This window comes from Streptomyces sp. NPDC059009, assembly GCF_042740175.1.
Classification (GTDB): Bacteria; Actinomycetota; Actinomycetes; order Streptomycetales; family Streptomycetaceae; genus Streptomyces.
This window is the reverse complement of record NZ_JBHYJB010000057.1, coordinates 14,852-26,903: the sequence shown is the minus strand read 5'-3', so window position 1 is coordinate 26,903 and position 12,052 is coordinate 14,852. Positions and strand designations below refer to the sequence as shown.

At 72.0% G+C, this 12,052-nt stretch carries 9 protein-coding genes; 7 read left to right on the top strand and 2 right to left on the bottom strand.

Features of this window, described 5'->3' with window-relative positions; all coding sequences use genetic code 11:
• Positions 1–123: 123 nt before the first annotated feature.
• Complete coding sequence (locus ACFWYM_RS39910; protein ID WP_384848898.1) at positions 124–954, bottom strand: IclR family transcriptional regulator; 831 nt, start codon at positions 952–954, stop codon at positions 124–126.
• A 302-nt stretch (positions 955–1,256) separates the two neighbouring features.
• Between ACFWYM_RS39910 and ACFWYM_RS39905 the strand changes: the two genes are divergently transcribed.
• Both ACFWYM_RS39905 and ACFWYM_RS39900 read left to right on the top strand, forming a co-directional pair.
• The gene (locus ACFWYM_RS39905; RefSeq protein ID WP_384848895.1) at positions 1,257–1,577 is read left to right on the top strand and encodes a bifunctional 3-phenylpropionate/cinnamic acid dioxygenase ferredoxin subunit; all 321 of its coding nucleotides are present in this window, start codon (positions 1,257–1,259) and stop codon (positions 1,575–1,577) included.
• The gene (locus ACFWYM_RS39900) at positions 1,574–2,908 is read left to right on the top strand and encodes an NAD(P)/FAD-dependent oxidoreductase (protein ID WP_384848892.1); all 1,335 of its coding nucleotides are present in this window, start codon (positions 1,574–1,576) and stop codon (positions 2,906–2,908) included. The genes ACFWYM_RS39905 and ACFWYM_RS39900 overlap by 4 nt, the downstream gene beginning before the upstream one ends.
• Positions 2,909–3,016: 108 nt before the next feature.
• Here ACFWYM_RS39900 and ACFWYM_RS39895 read toward each other — a convergent pair whose 3' ends face one another.
• The gene (locus tag ACFWYM_RS39895) at positions 3,017–3,460 is read right to left on the bottom strand and encodes a hypothetical protein (RefSeq protein ID WP_384848889.1); all 444 of its coding nucleotides are present in this window, start codon (positions 3,458–3,460) and stop codon (positions 3,017–3,019) included.
• Positions 3,461–3,833: 373 nt separating this feature from the next.
• On the opposite strand from ACFWYM_RS39895, the gene ACFWYM_RS39890 reads away from it, so the two are divergent.
• The 5 genes from ACFWYM_RS39890 to ACFWYM_RS39870 are packed head-to-tail and all read left to right on the top strand — an operon-like array spanning position 3,834 to position 12,005.
• Positions 3,834–6,863, top strand: a complete 3,030-nt coding sequence (locus ACFWYM_RS39890) for a nitrate- and nitrite sensing domain-containing protein (protein WP_384848887.1) — start codon at positions 3,834–3,836, stop codon at positions 6,861–6,863.
• Complete coding sequence (locus tag ACFWYM_RS39885) at positions 6,860–7,297, top strand: roadblock/LC7 domain-containing protein (RefSeq protein ID WP_384848884.1); 438 nt, start codon at positions 6,860–6,862, stop codon at positions 7,295–7,297. The genes ACFWYM_RS39890 and ACFWYM_RS39885 overlap by 4 nt, the downstream gene beginning before the upstream one ends.
• A gap of 9 nt (positions 7,298–7,306) precedes the next feature.
• Positions 7,307–7,702 (top strand): DUF742 domain-containing protein, encoded by a 396-nt coding sequence (locus tag ACFWYM_RS39880; RefSeq protein ID WP_384848880.1) that lies wholly within the window; start codon positions 7,307–7,309, stop codon positions 7,700–7,702.
• Between the two features lie 33 nt (positions 7,703–7,735).
• The gene (locus tag ACFWYM_RS39875) at positions 7,736–11,419 is read left to right on the top strand and encodes a hydantoinase B/oxoprolinase family protein (RefSeq protein WP_384848877.1); all 3,684 of its coding nucleotides are present in this window, start codon (positions 7,736–7,738) and stop codon (positions 11,417–11,419) included.
• Positions 11,400–12,005, top strand: coding sequence for an ATP/GTP-binding protein (locus ACFWYM_RS39870; protein ID WP_384848874.1), 606 nt, complete (start codon positions 11,400–11,402; stop codon positions 12,003–12,005). Before ACFWYM_RS39875 ends, ACFWYM_RS39870 begins: the two co-directional genes overlap by 20 nt.
• The last annotated feature ends 47 nt before the right edge of the window (positions 12,006–12,052 follow it).

Below are 12,052 nucleotides of genomic sequence, written 5' to 3'. Positions count from 1 at the left end.
AAGCCTTCGCAAAACGGTTCGGCGCGGCGAAACGCGGCTGACACACGTGAGGGCGGGGCCGGGATTCCCGGCCCCGCCCTCGTGCGGGAGTCGACAGGGCGCCCCGTCAGGAGCCGTACGCGGTCAGAAGCCGTACCCCATGCGGCGGGAGAGCTCCTGCGCGGCGGCCACCGTGCGTTTGGCGAGCTCGATGAGCCGGTCCTCGGTCAGCCGGTAGACGGGCCCGGACGCGCTGAGCGCCCCGATCACCTTGCTGTCGTGCGCGCGCACCGGGGCGGCCACGGCGGCCAGACCGATCTCCAGCTCCTCCACCGCGACCGCGTACCCCTGGTCGGTGACGGACTCCAACTCGCCCCGCAGCGCGGCCGTTCCGGTCACCGTGTGCTCGGTCAGCCGGGGCAGGGTGCGGGCCAGCAGCCCCTCGCGCAGCGTCGTCGGGAGGTGCGCGAGCAGCACCTTGCCGCTGGAGGTGGCGTGCAGCGGAGTGCGTCTGCCCAGCCAGTTCTGCGCGGTCACGGACGCCGGCCCGCGCGCCTGCATGATGTTGACCGCCGCGTCGTCGTCGAGGACCGCGATGTTGACCGTCTCGCCCAGCTCGTCGGCGAGTTCACGGCAGACGGGGCCGCCCTCCTGCGAGATGTCCATGCGCACGGCCGCCGCCCCGGCCAGGCGGAGTATCCCCGCGCCGAGGAAGTACTTGCCGCGGTCCTTGGCCTGGCCGACGAGGCCCCGGGCCTCCAGGACCCCGAGCAGCCGGAAGGCCGTCGACTTGTGCACCTCCAACTCGTCCGCGATCTCGGTGACTCCGGCCTCGCCGTGCCGGGCGAGGATCTCCAGGACGCTCACCGCGCGGTCCACGGACTGGACGGATCCGGCGGCCCCTCTGGACTGCCGCGCCGCCGTCCGCCCGTCCCCGTTGCCGCTCTGGTCAGCGTCTTTCCGCGTGCCGGTCATATCTCAACTCTCACCGTCCGGCGGCTTGTCGAAGCCGCATCTGGCCGCATCTTCGGGAAGCCCTTGACGCGGCGGGCGCCCCGACCGGATTCTGTTGCGCACAGCGCTTCCTCGTGCGCTATACGAAACATCATGTTACCGAAGGGTCCTGTTCCCGACCGGTCTCGGGAACAGGCTGTTCCAGGGCTCGACACCCCATACGGATCACCTCGGTTCGACGCCGGGTGTGCTCCGCACGGACTGCTCGGCGCCCCGCACCTCTCCTTCAACGACCCAGGAACCAGGGACCTATTGGGGGGACCATGATTCCCGTCTGCCGCCTCGACGACCTCCCCGCGGGCGAATCCATCCGCATCGACACCACGCCGCCCATCGCCGTGTTCAACGCCGACGGCGAGCTCTTCGCCATCGATGACACCTGTACCCACCAGGACGCCTCCCTGTCGGAGGGATGGCTGGAGGGCTGTCTGGTCGAATGCCCGCTCCACGCCGCCTCATTCGATCTCCGCTCCGGCAAGGCGACCTGCCTGCCCGCGCGCCGCTCCGTCCGCACCCACCAGGTCACCGTCGTGAATGGCACGATCCAGGTGCACCTGACCGCGGAGGAGGGCTCCGCGGCATGAAGGCCGTCACGGTGGTGGGCGCCTCGCTCGCCGGGCTCTACACGGCCCGCGAGCTGCGCGCCCAGGGCTTCGACGGCCGCTTGGTGGTCGTCGGGGCGGAGCCGCATCAGCCGTACGATCGGCCGCCGCTGTCGAAGGGCTTCCTGATGGCGGGCTCCGGGCCTGCGGCGGGCGAGCGGGTGGCTGACGGGTGCGGGGCCGAGGGGGCTGCGTTCGGCGAGTCCGCCGCCGACGACGCCCCACCCGCCCTCGCCGAACTCGCCCTCACCGACAGCGAGGAGACCGCCGAGCTCGACGCCCGGTGGCTCCTCGGCACCCGGGCCACCGGCCTGGACCCCCGCACCCGCTCCGTGCTGCTCGACGACGGCCGCGCCCTGGAGAGCGACGCCGTGGTCATCGCCACCGGTGCCCACGCCCGCCGCCTGCCGGGCCCGGCCCACGACCTCGCGGGCGTGCACACCCTGCGCACCCTCGACGACGCCCGCGCGCTCCGCGCCGACCTGCTGCGCGGCCCGTGCCGCGTCGTCGTGATCGGGGGCGGGTTCATCGGCGCCGAGACCGCGTCGTCGTGCGTGCGCCTCGGCCACGACGTCACCGTGGTCGAGGCGGCCCCGCTGCCCCTGGTGCCCCAACTGGGCCCGGAGCTGGCCGCGGTCTGCGCGGGGCTGCACCGCAGAGGCGGGGTGCGGCTCCTCACCGGGGTGGGTGTGGCGGCGCTGCGCGGGAGCGCGGTGCGGCACGGGGAGGGCGCTCGTGCCGTACGGATGGAGAGCACTCAGGCCGTACGTCAGGTGGAACTCACCGACGGCCGGACCCTCCCCGCCGACGTGGTCGTCATCGGCATCGGGGCGAGCCCCAACACGGCCTGGCTCAGGGGGACATCACTCGTCCTGGACGACGGGGTGGTCTGCGACGCGGGGTGCCTCACCGAGGTGCCCCAGGTGGCCGCCGTCGGGGACGTCGCGCGCGTGGGCGGCGTCCGCGCCGAACACTGGACCAGCGCCACGGAGCAGCCCCGCGTCGCCGTGCGCAACCTGCTCGCGGGACACACGGTCGAGACCGTGTCCCGGCCGTCGTACTTCTGGTCGGACCAGTACGGATCACGGCTCCAGTTCGCCGGGCGCCGCGGCGACGGAGCGACGGTCCGGGTCATGGAGGGGCGGTCCGACGGGGCCGGACTCCCCGTGCTGGGAGAGGAGGGCGGCGAGGGTTTCCTCGTCTCGTACGAGAGCGGGGGCGCCGTCACGGGCGTGCTGGCCGTCGACCGGCCCCGGGGCTTCGCACGGGCCAGAAGGGTGCTGGGGCGGCCGACAGCAGTGACAGGCGTATGACAGCGGGGAGTTGAGCCCTCCTTGCGGCAAGGTCGCGATGTCACAGCCCCACGTGTGTGTCATCACGGCCGCACGCGTGGGTCACGGCCGCACGCGTGAGTGACGACCTCACGAGTGCGACAACTGCCCGGTCCCGCCCCGCCGTCGTATCCGTTCCTTGGCGCGCGCCGCCACCCGCGCCTGCCTGCGTGCCTTGCGGCGCTCGCGCCGCAACTGCCGTGCCGTGCTGCTCGGTACGGAGACCACTCCATGCCGTTGGTTCCACACCTGGCGCGTCACCCACACGTCGAGGACTGCCCAGGTGGCGACGACCGTGCTGCCCACGCTGCTGAGCACCATGGGGAAGGAGAGCCAGGAGCCGGCGACGGCGCACAGGAAGGCGATCATCGCCTGTATCAGCGTCAGGGACACGATGATCACCGCGCGGACGGCCGCCGTCCGCACCGGATCGGGGAGCCTCCTGCGGCGTGCGGGCTCTTCCACCCACAGCGGCGGACGCTGCTCCTGCGCCGCTCCGCCGGTCCCTCTCGCCCTGCTTGCCGTGCCCGTCACTTGTGGTCACTCCCCCCGCCGCCCCGCGGCACGTTCACCACGAGGACTCCGGTATGTCATCCGGTACGTACCCTGTCCCCCTTTCAAAGACGAACAAGTGCCACGAAAGATTCCCGCACACGGAGCGAAAGCTTCCGGCCAACTGGGCGGACGTGGAAGGGGGATGACATGGGATGGCATGTGCCACATGACCGGAGGCGATCTCCCGTAATGCCCGGACAACATGGGACGTCCTTTTCACGTCACGGCCGAAAGGTGTCCGGACGCACCTTCGAGTTGTCCCTGTGTCAGTAGTAGGCTCGCGCCGTTTGTTGACGCACGTGTGTACCCCCGGTCGCACCGCATGGCCGAAGGGGTCGATCTGGGGGAGGCCATGCGCTTTCGCGGGAAGTCCATCCGCCGGAAGATCGTGGCGCTGCTGCTCGTGCCGCTGGTGTCCCTCACCGCGATGTGGGGATTCGCCACCTATCTGACCGGACGCTCGGCCGACAAGCTCCTGAACGCGTCCTACGTCGTCGACAAGATCGGCTATCCCATCGAGGACACGGCCACCGTCATCCAGGAGGAGCGCCGCCGGACGCTCGCCTACCTCGCCGACCCCGGTTCGTCCGACGCCCTGGCGGCCCTGCGCCGCAGCCGGGACGCCACGGACGAGAAGGTGGCCCAAGTCGAGTCCCGGGCAGGGGACTCGGAGCTCCGCGACGAGGTCGACGGCAAGTCCGAGGAACGGCTGAATTCGCTCCTCGAAGCCCTCGGAGGCATCGAGTCGCTGCGCCGCACCGTCGAAGAGGGCACCATCACCCGGGCCACCGCCCTACGTCTCTACACCCGCCTGATCGACCCCTGCTACGAGTTCCTGATGACCCTGCACGCCCTCGACGACGTGAGCCTGGACCAGCAGGGCCGCGCGCTCGTCGGCGTCACCCGCGCGCGCGAACTGCTGTCCCGCGAGGACGCGTTGCTCGGCTCCGCCCTCGTGCTGCGGCGGATCAGCGACAAGGAGATCCGGCAGGTCTCCGACCTGATCGCCCAGCGCGACCTGCTGTACGAGGTCAGCCTCCAGCAGCTGCCCGAGGACGACCGCAGCCGCTTCGAGCGCTACTTGAACGGCGCCGAGACCACCGAGCTCCGGTCGATGGAGCAGTCGGTCGTCGAGTCCTCGGCGGGCACCCCCCGAGGCATCACGTCGGACCGCTGGAACGAGGCGTCGGCGGCCGTCCTGAAGGACCTCTCCCAGCGCGACAAGGAGGCGGGCGACCGCCTCAAGGACCGAGTCGAACCGGAAGCCGTCGGCGTGATCGTGCGGCTCGCCGTCGCGGGCGTGCTCGGCCTGTTGGCGCTCCTCGTCTCCATCTTCCTGTCCGTGCGCATCGGCCGCGGCCTCGTCCGCGACCTGCGCAGGCTGCGCCTGGAGGCCCACGAGGCGTCCGGGGTCCGCCTCCCCGGGGTGCTGCGCCGGCTCGCGGCGGGCGAGCAGCTCGACGTCGAGACCGAGGCGCCGCGACTGACGTACGGCAAGGACGAGATCGGCCAGGTCGGCGCGGCCCTCAACACCCTGCAGCGGGCCGCCGTCGAGGCCACTGTGAAACAGGCCGACCTGCGCCGCGGCGTCTCCGAGGTCTTCGTCAACCTCGCCCGGCGCAGCCAGGTCCTGCTGCACAAGCAGCTCACCCTCCTGGACACCATGGAGCGCAGGACCGAGGACGCCGACGAACTCGCCGACCTCTTCCGCCTCGACCACCTGACCACCCGCATGCGCCGCCACGCGGAGGGCCTCGTGATCCTCTCCGGGGCCGCCCCCTCACGGCAGTGGCGCAAACCCGTCCAGCTCATGGACGTGGTCCGCGCGGCCGTCGCCGAGGTCGAGGACTACGAGCGCGTCGAGGTGCGCCGCCTGCCCCGCATCGCCGTCACCGGCCCCGCCGTCGCCGACCTCACCCACCTCCTCGCCGAACTCCTGGAGAACGCCACGGTGTTCTCGCCCCCGCACACCGCGGTGCAGGTCCTCGGCGAGCACGTGGCCAACGGCTTCACCCTGGAGATCCACGACCGCGGCCTCGGCATGGCTGCCGACGCTCTCCTTGATGCCAATCTGCGCCTCGCGGAGACCCCCGAGTTCGAGCTGTCGGACACCGACCGGCTGGGCCTCTTCGTGGTGAGCCGCCTCGCCCAGCGGCAGAACGTACGCGTCTCCTTGCAGCCGTCGCCCTACGGAGGCACCACCGCCGTCGTCTTCGTCCCGGAGACGCTCCTCACCGACGATGTGCCCGACACGAACGGCATCGGCTTCCGGCTCGACCGGCCGCAACGCCAGGAGGCCGGCAGCGGCCGCTCGACGCCGCTCGGCAGCTCGGCCGCCCAGCTTCCCGGGCTGCCCGCGTCCCTGCTCGACGGGCCGGTCGAGCTGGAGGCGCCCGTCGGCATGGCGGACCTCGGCAGCTTCCCCGGGGCCATCGAGGACGAGGACAGCGAGCGCGGCGGCCTCTTCCGGCCGCGCCGCCGCGTCGCGGGAGTCCCCGGCGAGCAGCACCAACAGGCCCGCGACGAACGGGAGTCGGACGAGCGCGAGGCCCGCCGCCCCGAGGGGCTGCTCGGCCGTGACACGCACGATGTCCACGCCGACACCGCCGACACCCCCGACCCGGCGGCACCCGTGCCGCTGCCCCGCCGCAGCACCCCCAAGCTGGTGACCTCGCACGGCCGGCCCGTCAACCACACGAGGTCCCGGCCGACGCCCGACTCCGACACCGGCGAGGAACGCGCCGACCGGGCTCCGGAGCCGGCCGACAGGTCTCTGGAGAAGTCCGGCAGGCTCCAGGAGAGCCGCACCCCGGACAGCCGCACCTCGGACAGCCGGACTCCGGAGCGGGCCGAGACCTCCACGGAGGCCGAGGCCCTCGACCGGCCCCGCCGGCCGGAGCCGCAGTCGGGCTGGCCCGACCTCACGCCCCCGCGCGCGGGCAGCGCCCTGGGCGCCACGGACCGCTCTCCAGGAGAGGCCCCGGAATCGACCGGCTCCTCCGAGACCGGGATCGCCCCCTCCGGCCTCCCCAGGCGCCGCGGCCGCAACTCCCGGCCCGACACCCTCCCGGCCCGCTCCGAGGCCCCGGAGATCCGCAGGGACCCCGCCCAGGCACCCGACGAGGCGGCCCCGTCGGGACTGCCCCGCCGGGTCCGGCAGGCCAACCTCGCCCCGCAGTTGAAGGACGGGCCCGAGCGCCGCACCGAGCGCGGGTCCGCCCCGGCCGGGACCGGGCCCGAGGAGCGGGACGCCGACGAAGTACGCAGCCGCATGGCCGCACTCCAGCGTGGGTGGCAGCGGGGGCGGGACGAGAACGCCGCGGGCGATGACCCTGCCGGTGGCACAGCACCAGGAACGACATCTGAGGGGGACGGTCGATGACCGCACCGAAGGCCGACGCGCACGCCGCGACCGGGGGGTCGAGAGAGCTCAACTGGCTTCTCGACGACCTGGTGGGCCGGATAGCCAGCATCCGCAAGGCGATCGTCCTGTCCGGCGACGGCCTGCCCACCGGCGTGTCCAGGGACCTCACCAGAGAGGACAGTGAGCACCTCGCCGCCGTCGCCTCCGGGTTCCACAGCCTCGCCAAGGGGGTCGGTCGCCACTTCGAGGCGGGCAGGGTCCGCCAGACCGTGGTCGAGCTCGACGACGCCTTCCTCTTCGTCACGGCCGCGGGCGACGGCAGCTGCCTCGCCGTCCTCGCGGACGCGGACTCCGACGTCGGCCTGGTGGCGTACGAAATGACGCTGCTGGTCAAGAGGGTCGGTGCGCATCTGGCGACGGCGCCGCGCACCGACCTGCCCACGGGAGGGTAGTGGGAGGACATGAGCGAAGACGGTCACGGCACGCCCCGCTGGTTCGACGACGAGGCCGGGCCCGTGGTGCGCCCGTACGCGATGACGCGCGGCCGCACCCAGGGCACGGCACAGCACCGGCTCGACCTCATCGCGGTCGTCGTCGCGGAGTCTCGCGCGAACGACCCGGAGGCGGACCAGACGCTGTCCCCGGAACACGTCGACATCGTCGGGCTGTGCCGTGACAGTCCCCAGTCGGTCGCCGAGATAGCGGCCGGCCTCGACCTCCCCATAGGAGTCGTACGCGTCCTCATAGGAGATCTCGTCGACGACGAACTGGTGCACGTGACACGTCCCGTACCCCCCGCCGAGCTGGTCGACGAGAGTATTCTGCGCGACGTGATCAACGGGCTCCGGGCGCTCTGAACAGCGCGATCTGCGCGAAAGCGGGAGTGAGACGTGACTGGCTGGCAGTTCTGGGTCGACAGGGGCGGCACCTTCACGGACATCGTCGCCCGCCCCCCGGACGGCCGCCTGCTCAGCCACAAACTCCTCTCCGACAACCCCTCCCGCTACGCGGACGCAGCCGTCGAAGGCATCCGCGAACTCCTGGAGCAGGCAGGCGAGTCGGAGGGCGGACGGGTCGCCCCCGCGCGGATCGACTCGGTCCGGATGGGCACCACCGTCGCCACCAACGCCCTCCTGGAGCGCAAGGGGGAACCCACCGCCCTGGTCATCACCCGGGGCTTCCGTGACGCACTGCGCATCGCGTACCAGAACCGGCCCCACATCTTCGCCCGCTCCATCACGCTGCCCGAGCTCCTGTACGCGCGCGTGATCGAGGTCGACGAGCGCGTCGGCGCCGAGGGCGACGTGCTGCGCGAGCCCGACCTGGAGGCGCTCTCCGGGCCCCTCCAGAAGGCGTACGACGACGGGATCCGGGCCGTCGCCGTCGTCTGCATGCACAGCCACCTGTACCCCGCGCACGAACAGGCGATCGGTGAACTCGCCGCCCGCGCCGGCTTTCCGCAGATCTCGCTCTCCAGTGAGGTCAGCCCCTTGATGAAGCTCGTCCCGCGCGGGGACACAGCCGTGGTCGACGCCTACTTGTCGCCGGTCCTGCGCCGCTACGTCCAGCACGTGTCCGCCGAACTCCACGGTGTGCGGCTGATGTTCATGCAGTCCAACGGAGGGCTCACCGAGGCCGGACAGTTCCGCGGCAAGGACGCGATCCTCTCGGGACCCGCGGGCGGCATCGTGGGCATGGCCCGGATGTCGGGGCTCGCCGGGTTCGACCGCGTGATCGGCTTCGACATGGGCGGCACCTCGACCGACGTCTCGCACTACGCGGGCGCGTACGAGCGCGTGTTCACCTCGCAGATCGCCGGAGTGCGGCTGCGCGCCCCGATGCTCGACATCCACACGGTCGCAGCGGGCGGCGGATCCGTCCTCCACTTCGACGGCAGCCGCTACCGCGTGGGCCCCGACTCGGCGGGCGCTGATCCAGGGCCCGCGGCCTACCGGAGCGGCGGCCCGCTCACCGTCACCGACGCCAACGTCATGCTCGGCCGAATCCAACCCGCCCACTTCCCAAGGGTGTTCGGCCCCGACGGCGACCAGCCCCTGGACGAGGCGCTCGTACGCCAGCGGTTCACGTCCCTGGCCCGCGACATCAGCGAGCGGACCGGCGACGACCGCACGCCCGAACAGGCGGCCGAGGGCTACCTGCAGGTCGCCGTGGCCAACGTCGCGGGCGCCGTGAAGCGGATCTCCGTCCAGAAGGGGCACGACGTCACGCGGTACGCCCTCACGACCTTCGGCGGCGCGGGCGGCCAGCACGCGTGCATGGTCGCCGACTCGCTCGGCATCCGCACCGTGCTCGTGCCGCCCATGGCCGGCGTGCTCTCCGCCCTCGGCATGGGGCTCGCCGACACGACAGCCATGCGTGAGCAGTCCGTGGAGGCGCCCCTGGAGCCCGCCGCCATGCCGCATGTCCGGAAGACCGCCGACGACCTGGAGGAGGCGGCGCGCGCCGAACTCCTCGCCGAGGACGTGCCCGCCGACCGCATCCGCGTCGCCCGCCGCGCCCAACTGCGCTACGACGGCACCGACACCGTGCTCACCGTCGAGCTCGGCGAGCCCGGCGCCATGAAGCGCGCCTTCGAAGAGCTGCACCGGACCACCTACTCCTTCACCCTGGACCGCCCCGTGGTCGTGGAGGCCCTCTCCGTGGAGGCCACCGGCCTGACCAGGCCCCCCGACCTCTCCGCCCTCGGCACCACGGACACCGACCAGCCGACGTCGTCAGCCCCCGACACCGTGCGCCTGCACACGCGGGGCGCCTGGCGTGACGTACTCCTTCACCGGCGCGAGGAGTTGCCGGCCGGGGACGTCGTCACCGGACCCGCGATCATCGCCGAGGCAGGCTCGACGACGGTCGTGGACGACGGGTGGCAGGCCGCCAGGACGGCGGACGGCCACCTGATCATGGAACGGGTGGCGGTCACGCAGAGTTCCGAGATCGGCACGGAAGCGGACCCCGTGCTGCTCGAAGTCTTCAACAACCTCTTCATGTCGATCGCCGAACAGATGGGCGCCCGCCTGGAGTCCACCGCCCAGTCGGTCAACATCAAGGAGCGGCTCGACTTCTCCTGCGCGCTCTTCGACCCGGACGGCAACCTCGTCGCCAACGCCCCCCACATCCCGGTCCACCTGGGCTCCATGGGCACCAGCGTCAAGGAGGTCATCCGGCGCCGCGGCGAGGGCATGCGGCCGGGCGACACCTACGCGGTCAACGACCCGTACCACGGCGGCACCCACCTGCCCGACGTCACCGTCATCACCCCGGTCTTCGACGCTCCGGGGGAGCGGGTGCTCTTCCATGTCGCCTCCCGCGGTCATCACGCCGAACTCGGTGGCATCGCCCCGGGCTCCATGCCCGCCGACAGCCGCACCATCGACGAGGAAGGCATCCTCTTCGACAACTGGCTGCTGGTGCAGGGCGGCCGCTTCCGCGAGGCCGAGACGCACGCCCTGCTCACCGAGGCGCCCTACCCGTCCCGCAACCCCGCCACCAACCTCGCCGACCTGCGCGCCCAGATCGCGGCCAACCAGAAGGGCGTCGACGAAGTGACCCGCATGATCGGGGACTTCGGGATCGACGTGGTCCAGGCGTACATGAAGCACGTCCAGGACAACGCCGAGGAAGCGGTGCGACGCGTCATCGACGCCCTGGAAGACGGTGAGTTCGCTTATCCAACCGACTCCGGTGCCGTCATCCGGGTCCGTGTGCGTGTCGACCGCGCCCAGCGCTCGGCGACCATCGACTTCTCCGGTACGTCACCGCAGCTCGCCACCAACTTCAACGCGCCCTTCGCCGTGGTCAACGCGGCCGTCCTGTACGTCTTCCGCACCCTGGTGGCCGACGACATCCCCCTGAACGACGGCTGTCTGCGTCCCCTGCGCATCATCGTGCCGCCCGGCTCCCTGCTCGCCCCGGAGCCGCCCGCCGCGGTCGTCGCGGGCAACGTGGAGACCTCACAGGCCATCACCGGCGCCCTCTACGCGGCACTGGGCGTACAGGCCGAGGGCTCCGGCACGATGAACAACGTCACGTTCGGCAACGACCGCCATCAGTACTACGAGACGGTGGCCTCGGGCTCCGGCGCGGGCGACGGCTTCGACGGCGCGTCGGTCGTGCAGACCCACATGACCAACTCGCGGCTCACCGACCCCGAGGTCCTTGAGTGGCGACTGCCGGTCCTGCTCGAGGAGTTCGCGGTGCGGCGCGGCAGCGGCGGTGCGGGCCGCTGGCGGGGCGGGGACGGGGCGGTGCGCCGTATCCGCTTCCGCGAGCCCATGACCGTCTCCACGCTGGCCCAGCACCGCATGGTCGCGCCGTACGGGATGGCGGGCGGCGCCCCCGGCGCGCTGGGCGCGGGCCGCGTGGAGCGCGCCGACGGGACCGTGGACCACCTCGGCGGCAGCGACTCGGCGGACGTGCGCCCCGGCGACGTCCTCGTCATCGAGACCCCCGGAGGCGGCGGATACGGGCCGCCGCTCCGTGATGAAGCCCCCGACACACATGAAACCCCCGACACCACGGCAGCAGGAGAAACGAGCGATGATCTTCAAGCGTTCTGAGCGCGGCACCGCACCCGTCGAGCCGGTCACGCTGAAGATCCTGGTGGCAGGCGGCTTCGGAGTGGGCAAGACGACACTCGTCGGCGCCGTCAGCGAGATCAAGCCGCTGCGCACCGAGGAGCCCCTCAGCGAGGCGGGCCGCCCCGTCGACGACACCAGCGGCGTCGCGGACAAGAACACCACCACCGTGGCGATGGACTTCGGCCGCATCACGGTGCGCGAGAACCTGGTGCTCTACCTGTTCGGCACCCCGGGCCAGGACCGCTTCTGGTTCCTCTGGGACGAGCTCGCCACCGGCTCCCTCGGCGCCGTCGTGCTCGCCGACACCCGCCGCCTGGAGGACTGCTTCGCAGCCGTCGACTACTTCGAACGCCGTTCCATACCCTTCGTCGTCGGCGTCAACTGCTTCGACGGCGCGGCCCGTTACCCCGCCCAGGACGTACGGCAGGCCCTGGACCTCGACGACAGCGTGCCGGTGGTCCTCTGCGACGCCCGCGACCGGCAGTCCGTCAAGGACGTCCTCATCGGCGTCGTGGAGCACGCCATGGCGACGGCTGCGTCCGCCCGTCAGCCCGCGGCCACCTGAGCCCCGCCCCTCCGCACGCCCCCCGCACATTGCTACGGCCCGCACCC

Bases quoted from the DNA above. Each gene is read 5' to 3' on its own strand.
- ACFWYM_RS39910 (WP_384848898.1), bottom strand. From the start codon at position 954: ATGACCGGCACGCGGAAAGACGCTGACCAGAGCGGCAACGGGGACGGG.
- ACFWYM_RS39905 (WP_384848895.1), top strand. From the start codon at position 1,257: ATGATTCCCGTCTGCCGCCTCGACGACCTCCCCGCGGGCGAATCCATC.
- ACFWYM_RS39900 (WP_384848892.1), top strand. From the start codon at position 1,574: ATGAAGGCCGTCACGGTGGTGGGCGCCTCGCTCGCCGGGCTCTACACG.
- ACFWYM_RS39890 (WP_384848887.1), top strand. From the start codon at position 3,834: ATGCGCTTTCGCGGGAAGTCCATCCGCCGGAAGATCGTGGCGCTGCTG.
- ACFWYM_RS39885 (WP_384848884.1), top strand. From the start codon at position 6,860: ATGACCGCACCGAAGGCCGACGCGCACGCCGCGACCGGGGGGTCGAGA.
- ACFWYM_RS39880 (WP_384848880.1), top strand. From the start codon at position 7,307: ATGAGCGAAGACGGTCACGGCACGCCCCGCTGGTTCGACGACGAGGCC.
- ACFWYM_RS39870 (WP_384848874.1), top strand. From the start codon at position 11,400: ATGATCTTCAAGCGTTCTGAGCGCGGCACCGCACCCGTCGAGCCGGTC.